Raw genomic sequence first — 16,126 nt, 5'->3', positions numbered from 1 at the left:
GATGAAAAGTTCATCTGACCCCAAGTTCATCTGACCCCACTTTTAGGAGAGAGTCAGATATGAGCAGTGACAACGTAGTGATCGTAAGCGGCGTCCGTACTCCGATGGGCGGATTCCAGGGCAGCCTGGCCAGTGTCAGTGCCACTGACCTGGGTGCCATCACCATCGCCGAAGCTGTGAAACGGGCCGGCCTTCAGCCTGCGGATGTGCAGGAAGTCATCATGGGCAACGTTCTCCCTGCCGGCCTCAAGCAGGGCCCGGCCCGCCAGGCCATGCGCAAGGCCGGATTGCCGGATCATACCGGTGCCACCACCATCAACAAGCTTTGCGGCTCCGGCATGAAAGCCGCCATGTTCGCCCATGATCTGATAAAGGCCGGCAGCAATGACATCATGGTGGCCGGCGGTATGGAGAGCATGTCTAATGCCCCCTACATACTCCAGGGTGTGCGGAGCGGCTATCGCATGGGGCCGGGGCAGGCACCACAGGACCACATGTTCCTGGACGGACTTGAAGACGCCGAAACCGGCCGCCTGATGGGTGCCTTCGCCCAGGAAATGGCGGACAAAAAGGGCTACACCCGGGAAGAAATGGACGAGTACGCCATTACTTCACTGACCCGCGCCAAGAAAGCCATTGAAGAAGGTCTGCTGAAGGACGAGATCGTTCCGGTTACCGTCAAGGCTCGCAAAGGCGAGGTGGTTGTTGAAGATGACGAGCAGCCCCACAACGCCAACATCGACAAGATTCCGAGCTTGCGCCCGGCGTTTGCCAAAGACGGCACCGTGACTGCGGCCAATGCCTCTTCCATCTCCGACGGCGCCTCCGCACTGGTCCTGATGCGCGAATCCGAGGCCGAAAAGCGCGGCCTCAAGCCCCTGGCTCGCATCGCCGGCCATAGTACTCAGTCCCAGCACCCCTCAGAGTTCACCTGCGCGCCGGTTGGCGCTATCGAAACCCTGTTCGGCAAGACCGGCTGGCGCAAGGAGGACGTCGACCTGTTCGAAATCAACGAAGCCTTCGCCATGGTGGCCATGATGCCCATCCGCGAACTCGGCCTGGACCCTGAAAAAGTCAATATCCACGGTGGCGCCTGCGCCCAGGGGCACCCCGTCGGGTCAACCGGGTCCCGCCTGCTGGTTACCCTGATGTATGCTCTGCAGCGGTACGGCAAAAAGAAGGGCGTCGCTGCGCTCTGCATTGGCGGCGGCGAAGCCACGGCTATGGCTATCGAAATGCTCTAAGGCTGATTGCGGAGCTGGCTTCAAAACGGGGTCAGATGAAAGCTTTCATCTGACCCCGTTTTCTTGGGTTCCGCTTTATTGGTTGCCCACAACATTGTTGTCTATAGTGATTCAGTGCGACGAATCCCGGCGGTAAACGGGGTGTGAGGGCAAAATCATACTTTTGACTGATCAAAGCGCCCGAAGGCGTTAGCTATAGTGCCAACATCACGAGCACTGTGCATGAAGCCTCCAAAACATCGTGAACACCAATAATCAGAGCAGCGACTCAGAACAACAATGGAGTAGCCTTCCAATGACAAGAAAAACACACCAATGGCAGCGTTGGACCAAATTGCCGCTGGCCGTCGCAGTTGCAGCCGGAATGTCCGGTCAGGCGGCTGCCTATTCATTCTATTTGGGAGACGTGGACGCCCAGTTCAACACCACATTGTCTGCCGGTGTAGGCTGGCGGGTTGCCGATCGTGATGCCCGGCTGATCGCCCAGGGTAACCTGGGCCCGCAATTCGCGAACACCACTACCGGTGCTTCAACCAACAACTACGATGACGGTAACCTGAACTTCGAGCAATGGGATACCTACTCCAAGATTGTCAAAGGCAACAGTGAACTCTTTCTTAACTACGACGTGAACAGCGATATGCTGACGCGGGTAGGCGGTCTGCTGCGTGGTCGCTACTGGTACGATTTCGAATTGAAAGACGAGCAGCGCGCTGTGGATTACGTTGGTCAGCAGCGGGAGCTCAACCCCCAAGCCGCGGATAATGCCTCCGGTGGAGAGCTTCTGGATGCCTACGTGTTTTCCGACTGGTACTTTGGCAACGTGCCGGTCAGTCTGCGTTATGGTCAGCAGGTTCTGAGCTGGGGTGAGAGTACGTTCATCCAAGGCGGGATCAATACCATCAACCCGGTGGATGTTCCGGCCTTCCGGGCCCCGGGCTCCCAATTGAAAGACGCGCTGCTGCCCGTTGAGATGTTCTATATGTCGGCCGGCATACTGGAAAACATTACCCTGGAAACGTTCGTCCAGACCGACTGGGAGCCAGTACGCCCGGACGATTGTGGCACCTTCTTCTCCACTAACGACTTCGCCGCCGATGGCTGTGGCCCGGTACTCCTGGCTGGTCAGTTGTCGGATTCCCAGGCGTATGCACAGGGTTTTGTTTCCCCGCGCCTTGGCGATAAAGAAGCCGATGCGAAAGACCAGTTCGGTGTAGCTCTGCGCTGGTATGTACCTGCCCTGAACGATTCCGAGCTGGGTTTCTACTACATCAAGTACAACAGCCGTCTGCCCTACGTCAGTGGCGTCGTGAGTAATCCTTCCAGTCCAACTGGGACGCAGAAAAACGACCCGTCAAAACCATATTCCACCTTCCCGAGCTACTTCATCGAGTATCCGGAAAATATCAATCTTTACGGGATCAGCATCAACACCACTACCCCGGGTGGCTGGTCGCTGGGCGCGGAGTACAGCTTCCGCGATAACATGCCGTTGCAGTGGAACGCGTTTGAGTTGCTTTACGGTGGTGCACAGAAACGTGGACCGAATGGGGAGGTTCTGAGCCTTCTCGAGCAACAGCTGCTTGACGATTCCGGTAATGGTAACTTTGCCGGCGAGGCGGTTTCCGGTTACGACCGGTTCAACGTATCGCAAGCCCAGTTTACGTTGATCAAATTCTTCGATCAGGTAATGGGTGCCAGCCGCCTTTCTCTGATCACTGAATTTGGTGCCACTTACGTTCATGATCTACCGAGTTACGATGAGGCACGTTATGGTCGGTCCGGGACTTTTGGTGTGGGTGTCATCCCGAGTACAGTCGGAGATCTTTGCAGCGGTGAGGGGAGCGCGGGTGCCGAAAACATCAATGTTTCCTACTGCAACAATGAAGGCTTCACAACCGACTTCTCCTGGGGTTACCGTACACGGCTGGTTTGGGACTATCCGAATGCCCTTGCCGGTGTGAACCTGTCACCGCAGTTGGCCTGGAGTCACGACGTGGAAGGCTACAGCCCGCAACCCGGAGGTGCATTCAACGAGGGTAGCAAGGCGATCGGCCTGTCACTGGAGGCGGTGTATCAGAACAAGATCACCGGTGAAATCGGCTACACAAACTTTTTCGGCGGCAAGCCGTATAACGAGTTGACTGACCGTGATTTTGTGAGTGCCAGCGTTTCGTACTCATTCTGAATCGGCAAGAATTCGTTGAACGAGGGAATTTAAATGAAATTGAACAAGAAACTACTGGCTACAGGTGTACTGGCTGCAAGCATGTTTGCAGGCCAGGCCTGGGGTGCGGTTTCTGCTGAAGAGGCGGCAAAGCTGGGTGAATCGCTGACCCCGATGGGCGCAATGAAAGCCGGCAATGGCGGTGAAATCCCGGCCTGGACCGGTGGCCTGACCGCTCCTCCGGCCAACTACAAGGGCGACGGTATCTACGTTAACCCGTACCCCAACGAAGAGCCGAAGTTCACTATTGACCAGAGTAACGTTGATCAGTACAAAGACAAGCTGTCCCCGGGGCAGGTTGCCATGATCAAGCGTTACGATGACTACTTCATGCCGGTGTACGAGACCCATCGTTCTGCGGCCTACCCGAAGGAGGTCATGGAGAAGACGGTCGAGAATGCAACGACTGTCGAGCTCATCAAGGACGGTAATGGTCTTGGTAACTACCAGTCTGCCACGCCCTTCCCGATCCCCCAGAACGGTCTTGAAGTGATCTGGAACCACATTACCCGCTATCGCGGTGGCTCTGTACTTCGTAATGTCGGCCAGGTAACGCCTACGGTTGATGGTGACTTCTCAGTTGTGAAATTCCAGGATGAGCTGACCTGGCGTACCTACCTGGAAGATTACAATCCGGGAGAAGATCCCAACGTGCTGTTCTACTTCAAGCAGGCGATCACTGGTCCGGCACGACTGGCGGGCAACGTGCTGCTGGTGCACGAGACCATTGACCAGGTGGCTGAACCACGCCGTGCGTGGGTCTACAACGCCGGTCAGCGCCGTGTTCGCCGTGCGCCCCAGGTTGCCTATGACGGGCCGGGTACTGCGGCTGATGGCATGCGTACCTCTGATAACTTCGACATGTTCAACGGTGCGCCGGACCGCTACAACTGGGAACTGGTTGGCAAGAAGGAAATGTACATTCCGTACAACTCCTACAAGCTGGTTGATCCGAGCCTGAGCTATGATCAGATTATCAATGCCGGCCACATCAACCAGAAGCTGACCCGTTACGAACTGCACCGGGTGTGGCATGTGCGGGCAACCCTGAAAGAGGGCGCGCGCCACGTCTATGCCCAACGTGACTTCTACATCGATGAAGACTCCTGGCAAGCCTCGGTGATTGACCATTACGATGGCCGCGGCGAACTCTGGCGTGTTGCGGAAGCCCATGCCATGCAGTTTTACGATCAGGTTGTACCCTGGTACGCGATCGAGGTTCTGTATGACCTTCTCTCCGGCCGTTATCTGGCCCTGGGCCTGACCAACGAAGAAGAGGATCCTTACGTCTTCGGCATTGAGCGCAGTTCGAGGGACTATACGCCGGCAGCACTGCGCCGAGCGGGTGTCCGGTAAGCGCTACTGGTGATGTTGTTGAATACGGCAGGCCTTCGGGCCTGCCGTTTTTTATCATGTAATAAAATCCTTTCACGTCAAAATTTTGCAGCCCGCCCCTCAATTGGTTTAACCTTCCTATCATACTAAAGGCGTACCCGAAGCCGGTCGCCACTCAAAAGTCAGTGCAAAGATCCACTTTTCCGGCAGTTCAAGGCATTTCAGCCGGATTTAAATGGGGCAGTGCGTGAAACCATTCAATGATGGCTGTGCAGCCAACGATGAATTTCAATCAGCAAACAGTGGTCTTCCGCGGGGTGAACTGGTCAGAGACCTGCTCAGGCAAAGAGTTCAGATTCCAGCCGTTCCACCGGACTCACTGGCGAGGCCCAAGCTTGAAGGCAGGATTACCGAGGCGCTGAACGAAGGTGGCGTTCTGTATATGGAAGCGCCCTGCGGTTACGGCAAATCCCATGCGGTGGTCGGTGCGCTGGGTGGTTCTGGTGTGTCGAGCGATCAGGTGCGCTGGATATCGCTGAATACCCAGGACAACGCACCGTCGCGTTTTCTGGCACTGCTTGCCATTGCCCTGGATCTGCCCGAAACACCTGATCAGGGGCACCAGAGTGGCGCAAACTTCGCCGATACCCTGGCGATGATGCTGGTGGCGCTGGCGCGGAAGAGTGATGACAAGCCCCGGATTCTGGTTCTTGACAACCTGCAGAACCTGGGCAACCCGGCCGTGGTCGAGCTGCTCCAACAGCTGATTGCAGACTTCCCGCCCGACTCTTCTATCGTCCTTATCTCCCGAAAGGCGCTGCCGTTTGAAACCCATGGTCTCGAACTTGAAAACCGGTTTACCCGAATAGGCGCCGAAGTTCTGGAGTTCTCTCGCTCGGAAACCTTCGAGTTTTTCAAACCGGCCATGACAGCAAGCCAGCTGACCAGCGTAGCCGTCGACAATCTTTACGACATAACCGAAGGCTGGGCAACGCCACTGGCGCTTTATCGGCGGGAATTAGCGGGCAATACCGAGCGCAAACCGATACAGGAAACGGCCGGTGTTGAGCGGTTCCTCAAGGAGTCGGTGCTTGGCGGCCTGACACCGGGCCAGTTCCGCTCCATGCGTGGTATTGCCGAGCTGGAGCTATGTTCCGATGAGTTGTTCCTGGCGCTGGCACCGCTGTTGCCGGATACCGGTATCATTCCGTCCCAGGCTGTCGAGCGAGGCCTCCCGCTCAAACCCATGCCGGGCCGTGGCCGCTGGTACCGGCTCAACCCGCTGCTGCAGGAATGGCTCAGAGAGCCTGTTATGGTGGGTTACGCCGAGCGAATGCTTCAGGCCAGTCGCTGGTTTGGCGCGCGTGATCAGTTCCCGGAAGCATTGAAATATGCGCTGTTGGCGGGCGATGCGGACGAGGTTATCCGAATCGCCTCCGAGGGTTCCGAGGCCCTGCTGTTGGGCCAGGATACCGCGTCACTGCTCAGGCTTCGCAAGAGCATGCCAGCCCGGCTTCTGGAGCGCAGTGCCCGCCTGAGAATCGTATACAGCTGGGTTCATGCGATTGGCGGTCAGTTCCGCCAGGCCCGAACACTTATCGAGGGGCTGTCTGAGACCGAGCGGAAAGAGCACGTGGCTCGGATTTGTGCTCTTGAGGCCTTTATTCTCAGGGCAGAGGGCAGCGTTGCCCCGGCATTGGCCATGGCCGACAGGGCCCTGGCCGAAGGTGAGCTCAGTACCCAGGGCCAACTGGTCACCCAGATGGTGCGTTCGAGCGCCCTGTGTGCTGCGGGGCGTTTTCAGGAGGCCCGGGACGCCAACCGGGCGGCGGCGCGGCTGGCCCGGGTAGCGGGCGATTCCGGCTCGGAAGCGCTGGCAGTATACGCCCATGCCCGTATCGAGCTGGGCAAGGGTGCCCTCAAACACGCTGAGCAACTGCTGCGTACTGGACTGGATACGGCAATGCAGGAGCTGGCTCGCCCGGCCCGGATTGGCGAAACCCGGCTTCAGTTGAATCTGGTGCTGGTGCTCTGGCATCAGGGCCGGGAAGCCGAGGCTGACAGGCTGCTGGTTAACTGCGGCCGGCATGCTGAACAGACCCGGGATCTGGGGCTGCTCCTGGCAATGACCATCCGGGTGCTGATGTGCCGGGCCCAGGGCCGGCTGGACGATGCCTTTGTTTGGATTGGCCGGGCCGAGCGAACCATGCACTCGTGGCAGGTGGACGAATCGCTGTTTGTGCCGGTTCTGGAGGCCCTGAAGGCCAGTTGTTGGCTGGCCCTGAATGAGGTTGATAGCGCCAGTCAGGCGGTCAGCAAACTGGCGCCTTACCGTGAGGCGGGCTGCGTGCCGGAACTGTTCCCCATGATGCCAGGCCTGCTGGATTGCCTGCAGGTCCGGGTTGATCTGGCTCGTGGCGACCTGATACGCGCCAGGGAAACCCTGCAGGGCATTCGCGAGCGATACGAAGGCGCGATCCCGTGGGGAGTTGAATTGCATATGCGGTTGCTTGAGGCGGTCATTGTCCAGGACGAGAAAGGCCCGGTGGTTGCACAGAAAATTCTGGTTGCCGTTGTTACCGAAGCCGCCCGCGAGCACTTTATCAGCCCGTTTTCGGAGTTGCGGGGCGAGCTTCAGGGGCTGATGGAGAAGGGTTTCGGCCAGCTTCCTGAAGGCCCGTTCAAGGATGCCCTTGGCGAACTGTTCGAACTGAAACCGGCGGTTGGCGGTGCCGAAGCCCTGGCAGAACCGATCAGTGACCGGGAGCAGGGTGTCCTGGAGTTGATCGCTAAAGGGCTATCGAACCAGGAAATCGCCGACAAGCTTCACATCTCCCTTCACACCGTGAAAACCCACGCGCGAAGGATTAATGCCAAGCTGGAGGTGAAGTCCCGTACTCAGGCGATCGTGCGGGCCAGAGAACTCGGCTTGCTATGAAGAAGGGGTCTGACCCCACGGGGTCAGAACCCATTTTCAGCTTTTAGCTTCGGCCCGCAGCACCTCAATCCGCGCATCCTTCTCAGCCCACACTTCGCTGACCCAGCGTTGAAACGAGGCCCGCGTTTCCCGGTTGTTTTCGTAATCCATCCCCAGATATTCCCCCGGAATCTCACGAATCCGAATGTCGATGATGATCCTGCGGATGCGCCCGCACAGATAATCCCAGAACCCCGCTCGTCCCTCCGGGTATACGATGGTGACATCCAGCATGGTGTGGATCATCTCGCCCATGGCGCCAAGCACAAAGGCGGTACCACCGGCCCTGGGTTTTAGCAGGTGGCGGTAGGGCGAGTTCTGGCGGCGCTGTTTCTCCGGGGTAAAGCGGGTCCCTTCCATGAAGTTGAAAATGGTGACCGGGGTGTAGCGGAATTTTTCGCAGGCAGCGTGAGTGGCGGCGACATCCTTGCCTTTCAGCTCTGGCCGCTTGGCGATTTGCTCCTTGGTGTGCCGGTGCATGAACGGAAAATCCAGGGCCCACCAGGCAATGCCCAGAAACGGTATCCAGATCAGCTCTTTTTTCAGGAAAAACTTCAGCAAGGGTATCCGGCTGTTCAGAACGTACTGAATAGCCGGGATGTCGGCCCAGCTCTGGTGGTTGCAGGTAATGAAGTACCAGTGCTCACGGCTCAGGTTCTCCGCTCCCCGCACCTCCCAGGCTACCCGGTGAAGCAGGTCCATCAGCAGATTGTTGAAGCCAATCCAAAGCCAGGCGATCGTGTTCAGGATCACCGTGCAGCCTTTGCGAACGGCCTCCAGAGGCAGAACGAGTTTGAGCAGGGCGAACACCAGCAGAACCGGGAACAGGATAAACGTGTTACAAAGAATGAGCAGGGCCGCCAGAGTTCCCTTCAGCGGCGCAGGGAGCAAATCAAGCATGCAGGGGTGTCTCTAGCCTTCCGTCGGGGTGCTGTTCAGTGACGACTGGCGGGGCAGCAGGCGGATTTCCGCCTCGGTAGAGGCTAGTCGTTCGAGGCTGTCCGGCGTCAGATCCCGGATCACGTTCCGGAAGTCATCGTCGTAAAATTCCAGATTGTTGTAGTGAATCATCGCCCGTATTTCCTCAACGTACTCCTTGCCACGTTCGGAATAGCCAAGCAGCCCTTCGGCGAGCTCAACGCCGGAGAGTGGCTCGCTGTTGCGGCGATCGTTCAGGCGCACATCCCGAAGCGTCTGGTAGGTGGGGTGGCGATTCAGGTTCTGGATGTAGGCCCGCACCGAGCGGTAGGGTGAGGCGAAGTCCGCCACCTCATGGCTGGCGCCCTCGGCCCGCCCGCGAGGCACCAGCCCGCAGCCTTTCGAAAAGCACCACTGGCCAAACAGGTTGTTGCCCTTGATGGCAAAGCGTGAAGTGCCCCAGGCGGATTCATTGGCAGCCTGAGCCATGATCAGCGACGGAGGAATCACATCAAGGCGTTTGCGAAGCAGGGCAAACTGCTCTTTGCTGCCAGGTTCGGCATCCACCCGCAGCCGTTCGGATTCCTGCGCCAGCCAGCGGTACTCCCGGGCTGTCAGTTTCTCTTTTTTGGAGAGGCTCTCCAGGTAATCGCGCTCGATGAGAATTCGCGAGTTGGCCAGAACAATGCGGGGATACAGGAATGCAAAGAACGCGGCCTTCTTTTCGGTGGTGTCCTGGTACTGTGTGAAATCCGGCAACTCATCGTTGGCCCATTCGGGAAGAGGGGGCAGGGATGACAGTGCGGGCTCGGACCCATTGTTGTCGGAACGACTCTGGCCCGAACTTTCAGACGGTGTATAAAGTCCACCCCCGATGGCAAACGCAATCAGCGGGACCATTAGCATAATCGCCCGTGTACCTGCAGACATAAAACCTCTCGTCAACGTCGATATGGCAATAATTATAACAGGTTATACGGTCGAAACTGCCAGTTGGGTTTTATGGCCGGGCGAAGGCCGGCTCAGGGCGCTCGCGTGGCGATCACCAGCCCTGCCTGTTCCTCGGACGCGTCTGCAGCCAGGAGCCTCAGGTAGAACTGGTCCTGGCTGGCGGTATAAAACCCTTCGAGCACCAGATTGCCGGCACTGAACTGAACGCGGCCGTCACCGGTCTGGGTGTAGGTCAGGGCGATGCTCGGATTCTGTTCAAGCCGCGGAGGTGTGACTGTCTCGTTGTCCACCGAATGCTTGCTGGTCAGGGTAACGGGCGAGAGCGTTGCCGTGCTGGCTGAGTCAATTGTCAGCAGCGCATTGTCGAAGTGCCTGAGCCGGTTTGAGCCCGGCGCCAGCCCCAGCGCCATACCCTGAAAGCGGAAGCGGCCGCTGGCAGGGGCGCTTAGGCTGGTCTGTTCGGCGGCAATCAGCAAACCGTCCCCCATGGGACTGTCATCCAGGTTGAAGGCAAGCAGCGAGCCGTCCGGAGTGCTGGCGCCAATGCCGATATCCGGCTGCTCGAAGTCACCGGAGGGGTCGGATATATCCAGGTTCAGCCGGCCAATATTCGCGTCTTTGGTGCTCAGCCGGGACGTGCGGTTGCTCAGGGTCCAGGACTCGGTGCCGGGGCCGGTGGTAATTGTGGTAATCCCGCCGGCGCTGCCGCGCTGGACCGTTGTGGAAGTGTTGGACTGGTCGACGGTGCCGGAGACGATCTGCCACTGGCCGAGGCCGGTTTCCACCGCCATGGGCACGCTGCCCTCACTGAAGCGGGTAGCCAGGTAAACCATGTTGTAATCCCGGCCATTGAGTGAGCTGGCGTCGAAGCCCTGCTTGCGCAAAAGGTCAATCTCGAGTACCGAGACGTACTGTTCTTCCAGAGTGCCAAGTCGCCGTAACTGGTCGCCCTCGGCCTGCAGTTCGATGGCCTTGCCGGCGCTGAAATATCCGCTGACCACCCGGTCCGGCCCGGTCGTTTCATCCACCGGGACGCTGGTGAAGGCGTTGAGGTAATAGGGATTGCGGGTCCAGCCAATGACCTTTGAGCTGCCCCTGCCGGTGATGCTCTGGAACAGCGCCCGGCCTGCCAGCAAGCGTGTGTTGTCCAGCAGCGTGGCGGCGCCGGGAGCCGAGGAGTGAACATTGAGCTCCCAGGCTTCAGAGCCGCGCACGTAGAAATTGTTGCCATCCTGATGAATCAGGGCTTCGCGGCCATAGGGTATATCATTCGCCAGGGAGGTGACCCGGATGTTGAAGGCATCGAAGCTGGTCAGGGTGAGGGCCGGATAGACATACCCCGTGCCGTTAACATCGCTGAGCACTTCTTCCTGAGCCGTGCGAGTACCCCACTGGCCCGACCCGGCCAGGGAGGGTTCCAGAAAGGTCTGGTCCAGCTCGATCCCCAGGAAAACCGCGTTGTAGTCCGCCGAACTGGCGCTGATCTTGCCGGAAGACGAGGCATCCAGTACGGCGTATCCCGCCATGGCACTCACGTAGCGGGCGAAATCAGCCCGTTCGGAGAGCAGGCTCAAGGCGCCCTGCAAATCGGCGTTGGAGGGAATGTCGATCTCAAAATCGTGAACCTGATCCGCCAGGGTGGACCAGACATACTTGTTGAGGCACAGCTCGCCCCCCTGGTCTGCCACGCAATCGAGAATGGTCTGGAACTCCCCTGAGGTGTAGTTGCTGAGGGCGGTAGCCACCAGGTATTCGGAGAAGGGGTTAACCTTCACATCCTGGTCCGCATCGGCGGCGAGCGCTCGCATGCGGGTGTTGCCGTAGACAGCCTCAATGATCACGTTCGGGCCCAGGGGCAGGCCCTCAGTAAACTCAATGATGGTAAAGCCGTCGCTATCGGTGCGGGTCGAAATCGGGGGCTCACCCAGGTTCTGCAGGGCCGTGTTGGTGTAGTAAACACTCACCCTGTCGGGCTGGACGATCCTGAGGTTGCGGCGGGTTGGGGTGCCCTCGGTGGTGACACCGCCCGGTACCTCCATGGTAACCCGGACTTCGTTGGTTGCCAGCCCGCCCGCGTTAGTGGAGTCACCGGTGCTGCCCGGGCTGAAGTCGTTTGCCGGATTCTTGCTGTCGGCAAAGTCGTTAGGTTGGGCACCTGCGCCTTCAATGGCATCTTCGCCGCTTCCGCACCCCGCCGTGAGCAACAGGGTGGTGCAGAGGAGCAAACCGAGTGGAAATCGCATGCGTGACTGTCCATGGTGAAAGTACAGAAACGCAGTCTAACAATCGAATTCCAGGGAAAGCGTGAGGGAAGGCACGAATCGGGCGTCCAGAGCGGGAGGGCGCCCGATTCCGAGGTGAGTAATCAGAAGAAAATTTTCAAACCAGCCATGACGCCTTCGTCCAGATTCACGTCACCGCTACCGGCATAATCCAGTTCGGTGTTCAGGTAACGGTATCCGGCAAACACTTCTGCGTTCCGGATAACCCGGTAGCTGCCACGCAGTTCCAGGCTGGTCATGTCTTCAGAGTCGCCAAAGGAAAGAATGCTGGGCGCGTAGTGCAGGCCGCCGGTGAACGACAGGCCAGGAACCCTTGGAATATTCACGGTCGCGAACCCGCCAAGCCCAACAGCACCGCCGTTTGCCCGGCTCTGATCCCAGTAGATGCCGCGCAGGCCGAGGCCGGCCGTGGTTGGCAGGTTGCCAATGGCGGTTCGACCCTGAGCGTGAAAATCGGCATTGAATATGTCACGGCCGCCTTCGTGATAGGTGTAACCCGTGCCGACCTGGATATCATTGCTGGCGCCAAAGAAATTGACCTGACCTTTTACTGATTCGTTGGTCAGGCTCAGGTCTAGATCTGCGGCAAACGCGGGTGTGGCTGCCAGAGACAGAATCATCAGGGAAATCCGGGACGCTTTCATATGTGCACCTTCGGTAAGTTATTAATAGATTTGGCCGTATGTTAACGGGGCGCCAGAAACCACTCAACTTAAATGGCGGTAAGTCGCCGTTAACCTGCAGCTTCCGATTGCCGGTGTTCAGTGCCGGGTGGTTTCCCCGCCCTGGTCAAGATCCTCCGGTGAGGCGTTTTCGGCGGGTACCCGGTATTCCTCATTGGCCCAGGCGCCCAGATCGATCATCTTGCAGCGCTCCGAGCAGAACGGGCGCCAGGGGTTGGATTCAATCCATTCCACGGACTTTTTACAGGTAGGGCATTGAACGTTCATGGCTGCCTTGGGTTATCGAAACGTAACTGGGTGTCCCCGCTCCGGGATTCAGGAGGCGGCGGACGCTTTGCAGTATTGTTCCAGTACTGCCCGTAGCATTTCAATATTGACAGGCTTGGCAACGAATAAATCCATGCCGCAGCGGCGGCAGCGTTCTTCATCTTCTTCCATGGCGCTTGCGGTCAGGGCGATGACCGGAATACGTTCCTGGTTCTGGGTCTGTTCCCACTCCCGGAGCCGGCGGGTGGCCTCAAAGCCGTCTACCCTGGGCATGACACAATCCATGAATATCAGGTCGAAGGGGTGCCATTGCCACAGGCTGGTGGCGGCCTCACCATCATTGGCGGTCATCACATCACACCCCAGTTTCTCCAGAAGCCGTCGGGTGAGGGTGCGGTTTACCGGGTTGTCCTCCACCAGAAGTACCTTCATGCGACCGCAGGTTAACTCGCGCCGCCGGGCCGAGTCAGTGGTCGCCTGCAGCGAGAAACGGGTCAGGAAACGCCGTTCATGCCGCGCAGTGTCGGCAAATAACTGATTCAGGATGGGGGGCAGGCAGGATTCCCGGAGGGATTTGCTGAGAAAGGCATCGGCCCCGGCCTGCCGGAAATGCTCGGCATCGCCCCGCTGCGGGTTGGACGAGAGAATCAGCAGGCGCATATCCGCCCACAGCGGATTGCTACGAATCTGCCGGCACAACAGGTCGCTGTCCATATCCGGCACAAAGCCGTCGAGAATAATGGCGTCGAACGGCTCTTGACCATCGAACGCGGTACGCAGGGATGTCAGTGCCTCACCAGCGGACTTTACCGCCTCGATATGCACCTCGTGGCGCGACAGCATTTCCAGGGTGATCTTGCGGGAGAGTTCGTAGGAGTCCACCACCAGAATCCGGCGGTTCTTGACCATGCGGGTGTCCGGCCTGACCCGGGTGGCGTTCTCCGGTGCAACCGGCAGGGTCAGTTCCATCCAGAAGGTGGAGCCTTCGCCCGGGCGGCTCTCCAGCTCCAGTGAGCCATCCATCAGGTTCACCAGTTGCCGGCAGATGGTGAGGCCCAGGCCCGCACCGGGAAGCTGGCGCTGAAACTGCTGGCCCAGTTGCACGTAAGGCTCGTACACCAGGGGCACATCTTCCGGGTTGATGCCGACGCCGGTATCCTCCACCGCCAGACGAAGCCGGGCCCTGTCGTCCCGACGGCCCAGAACTTCAATACTGATCAGTACGTGGCCGGAATCGGTGAACTTTATGGCATTGGAGGTGAGGTTAAGCAGGATCTGGCGGATCCTCACCGGGTCGCCCTTCAGGGCCCAGGGCAGGTTCTCGTCTATGCGCAGCTCCAGTGCCAGGCTTTTTTCCCGGGCCCGGGAGCCGAGCATGTGTACCAGGTCGTTCAGGGTTTCCCGCAGATCAAACGGAATGTTATCCAGCACCAGCTTGCCGGCTTCCATACTCGAAATATCCAGCAGGTCGTTGATGATGGCGGAAAGGCTCTCCGAGGCACTCAACAGCGTCTGGACATACTCGCTCTGTTCCTGATCCAGGGGCGTGTCTGTCAGCAGGTTGGCATAACCCAGCACGGACTGCAGGGGAATGCGCAGTTCGTGGCTGACATTGGCCAGAAACTGGTTCTTGGCGTGATTGGCCCGCACTGCCTGGTCCCGCTCGCCCTGGGACTGGATCGTGGTCTGGCGCAGGGAGCGGGTGTCTTCCAGAATCTGCAGGCGCATCTTGTTCAGGGCCTGCTCCAGTTCTGAGAGTTCGTCCGGCGTTTTCCGGGGCTTGCGTTTCAGTTTGAGCGGGTCTACCAGGGCATCCAGGTTCAGCCGGGCGGCGTAGTCGGCCATGGCTTCCAGATGCCGGGACAGGGTCAGGCGTACGATCACCAATAACCCGAGGGTGCCCAGCATCACCACGATAGACTGGAACAACAGGTTTAGCAGGGCCCGGTTGCGCAGCTCTGCGTAAATCTGATCGATGGAGGAGGTAAGCGTCAGCGTGCCTACCTTTTCGGGGTTGCGGTTGATGGAGCGATCAAAAACCAGGGGAAAGCTCTGGGAAATTACGCGGCCTGCGGGATAGGTGCCGGTACTGAATTCCTCACCGGTGCTGGTGATTACACGGGCGTATTGGACAGCAGGAACGGCCTTCATATCGTCCAGACTGTTGGCTACCTCGCTGAAATTCATCAGCCAGATGTTATTGCTCATGGTGCCGGAAACCAGCTCCGCGGCCCGGGTCTGGGTACTCAGCAAGTCTGCTTTCCGGCGTTCGAACTCGCCGATCATCTGAACGCCGGTAGCCACCAGTGATAACAGCAGGCTGAACAGCAGTACGTAGACGAGCAGCCTTGCCGCCAGTGGCCGGATTCCCAATCGTTTGAACAACCGCGTTGAAGGCAAGGCACAAATTCCCTGTGTCGACTACAAAATCATCAAAATGAGTTTAACAGACCGTTAGCACTTCGACACGTTTCGGTGAATGATCACTCACAAACCGGAAGCGCACGTTCAGGTCGTACAGGTGGGCGCCGTATATGCGATCTTCCTCCCGCCCGCGGCGAAACGACGGGCGAGGGTCGTAAGCCACCACGTCTTCAATCAGCGGGCGCAGTTCCGGGTAACGTTCCGGTGCAAGCTGGCGGATCTGCTGCTCCGCTTCCGGCAGAAACACAACCTCCAGTCTTTCCGTGGGCGGCGAATCAGCCCAGCCCAGGGTGGCCTCAGGCACCGAATCGGCAAACGGCAGGTAAGGTTTGATATCCAGAACCGGCGTGCCCTCGATCAAGTCATGATCGCGGATGCGCAGCACCAGCCTGCCATCAATTCGGGCCAACCCCTCATTGCGAACCACTGACAGGCCCAGGCTGTTGGGCCGGAAGGGCGACCGGCTGGCAAATACGCCCATCTTGCGGTTACCGCCCAGGCGGGGAGGGCGCACCACCGGCCGCCATTCAGCGCGCACCGCCTCGTGGAACTGGAAGGTCAACCAGAGATGGCTGGCGGTCTCCAGGCCCCGGAAGGCATCTTCCCGGTCAAACGGCGGCTGGATAACCAGATCCGCCCTGGCATGGCGGGTCAGCCCAGGCTGCCGCGGCACACCGAACTTGTCCCGGAAGCAGGAGCGGGTGATGGCAATCGGCGTCAGTGTCAGCGCTTCAGCAGCAGGTTTTGATGGGTGTCGGGACATCTGATCTCCGGAACGGAACATCTGGGGTCAGATGAAAGCCTTCATCTGACCCCAA

General features: G+C 58.8%; 11 protein-coding genes. 4 read left to right on the top strand and 7 right to left on the bottom strand.

Annotation, left to right across the window (positions count from 1 at the left end; genetic code table 11):
• Positions 1-59: 59 nt before the first annotated feature.
• The 4 genes from msub_RS09095 (at position 60) to msub_RS09080 (ending at position 7,744) form a co-directional block, all read left to right on the top strand.
• Complete coding sequence (locus msub_RS09095) at positions 60-1,244, top strand: thiolase family protein (RefSeq protein WP_048495716.1); 1,185 nt, start codon at positions 60-62, stop codon at positions 1,242-1,244.
• A gap of 295 nt (positions 1,245-1,539) precedes the next feature.
• Complete coding sequence (locus msub_RS09090; protein WP_048495715.1) at positions 1,540-3,432, top strand: DUF1302 domain-containing protein; 1,893 nt, start codon at positions 1,540-1,542, stop codon at positions 3,430-3,432.
• Positions 3,433-3,465: 33 nt separating this feature from the next.
• Positions 3,466-4,827 (top strand): DUF1329 domain-containing protein, encoded by a 1,362-nt coding sequence (locus msub_RS09085; protein WP_048495714.1) that lies wholly within the window; start codon positions 3,466-3,468, stop codon positions 4,825-4,827.
• A 214-nt stretch (positions 4,828-5,041) separates the two neighbouring features.
• Positions 5,042-7,744, top strand: coding sequence for a helix-turn-helix transcriptional regulator (locus msub_RS09080; protein WP_048495713.1), 2,703 nt, complete (start codon positions 5,042-5,044; stop codon positions 7,742-7,744).
• 36 nt (positions 7,745-7,780) lie between these two features.
• On the opposite strand, the gene msub_RS09075 is transcribed toward msub_RS09080, so the two are convergent.
• The 7 genes from msub_RS09075 to tsaA form a co-directional block, all read right to left on the bottom strand.
• Positions 7,781-8,683: an acyltransferase gene (locus msub_RS09075; RefSeq protein ID WP_048495712.1), complete on the bottom strand. Its 903-nt coding sequence runs from the start codon at positions 8,681-8,683 to the stop codon at positions 7,781-7,783.
• 12 nt (positions 8,684-8,695) lie between these two features.
• Positions 8,696-9,631 (bottom strand): glucosaminidase domain-containing protein, encoded by a 936-nt coding sequence (locus msub_RS09070; RefSeq protein WP_048495711.1) that lies wholly within the window; start codon positions 9,629-9,631, stop codon positions 8,696-8,698.
• Positions 9,632-9,723: 92 nt separating this feature from the next.
• On the bottom strand, positions 9,724-11,895 hold the full coding sequence (locus tag msub_RS09065; RefSeq protein WP_048495710.1) for a hypothetical protein: 2,172 nt from the start codon (positions 11,893-11,895) through the stop codon (positions 9,724-9,726).
• A gap of 122 nt (positions 11,896-12,017) precedes the next feature.
• Entirely contained in the window at positions 12,018-12,578 is a 561-nt protein-coding gene (locus msub_RS09060) for a YfaZ family outer membrane protein (RefSeq protein WP_048495709.1), read from the bottom strand.
• A 117-nt stretch (positions 12,579-12,695) separates the two neighbouring features.
• On the bottom strand, positions 12,696-12,884 hold the full coding sequence (gene yacG / locus msub_RS09055) for a DNA gyrase inhibitor YacG (protein WP_048495708.1): 189 nt from the start codon (positions 12,882-12,884) through the stop codon (positions 12,696-12,698).
• Positions 12,885-12,932: 48 nt separating this feature from the next.
• Positions 12,933-15,284 carry a response regulator gene (locus msub_RS09050; RefSeq protein WP_048495707.1) on the bottom strand — a complete coding sequence of 784 codons (2,352 nt, stop codon included), beginning with the start codon at positions 15,282-15,284 and terminating at the stop codon, positions 12,933-12,935.
• A 43-nt stretch (positions 15,285-15,327) separates the two neighbouring features.
• Positions 15,328-16,071 carry a tRNA (N6-threonylcarbamoyladenosine(37)-N6)-methyltransferase TrmO gene (tsaA, locus tag msub_RS09045; RefSeq protein WP_048495706.1) on the bottom strand — a complete coding sequence of 248 codons (744 nt, stop codon included), beginning with the start codon at positions 16,069-16,071 and terminating at the stop codon, positions 15,328-15,330.
• Positions 16,072-16,126 lie beyond the last annotated feature (55 nt).

The sequence above is a fragment of the Marinobacter subterrani genome (genome assembly GCF_001045555.1).
Taxonomy (GTDB): domain Bacteria; phylum Pseudomonadota; class Gammaproteobacteria; order Pseudomonadales; family Oleiphilaceae; genus Marinobacter; species Marinobacter subterrani.
This window is presented reverse-complemented; position numbering and strand designations above follow the sequence as displayed.

Bases quoted from the DNA above. Each gene is read 5' to 3' on its own strand.
- msub_RS09095 (WP_048495716.1), top strand. From the start codon at position 60: ATGAGCAGTGACAACGTAGTGATCGTAAGCGGCGTCCGTACTCCGATG.
- msub_RS09090 (WP_048495715.1), top strand. From the start codon at position 1,540: ATGACAAGAAAAACACACCAATGGCAGCGTTGGACCAAATTGCCGCTG.
- msub_RS09085 (WP_048495714.1), top strand. From the start codon at position 3,466: ATGAAATTGAACAAGAAACTACTGGCTACAGGTGTACTGGCTGCAAGC.
- msub_RS09080 (WP_048495713.1), top strand. From the start codon at position 5,042: ATGGGGCAGTGCGTGAAACCATTCAATGATGGCTGTGCAGCCAACGAT.
- msub_RS09075 (WP_048495712.1), bottom strand. From the start codon at position 8,683: ATGCTTGATTTGCTCCCTGCGCCGCTGAAGGGAACTCTGGCGGCCCTG.
- msub_RS09070 (WP_048495711.1), bottom strand. From the start codon at position 9,631: ATGTCTGCAGGTACACGGGCGATTATGCTAATGGTCCCGCTGATTGCG.
- msub_RS09065 (WP_048495710.1), bottom strand. From the start codon at position 11,895: ATGCGATTTCCACTCGGTTTGCTCCTCTGCACCACCCTGTTGCTCACG.
- msub_RS09060 (WP_048495709.1), bottom strand. From the start codon at position 12,578: ATGAAAGCGTCCCGGATTTCCCTGATGATTCTGTCTCTGGCAGCCACA.
- yacG (WP_048495708.1), bottom strand. From the start codon at position 12,884: ATGAACGTTCAATGCCCTACCTGTAAAAAGTCCGTGGAATGGATTGAA.
- tsaA (WP_048495706.1), bottom strand. From the start codon at position 16,071: ATGTCCCGACACCCATCAAAACCTGCTGCTGAAGCGCTGACACTGACG.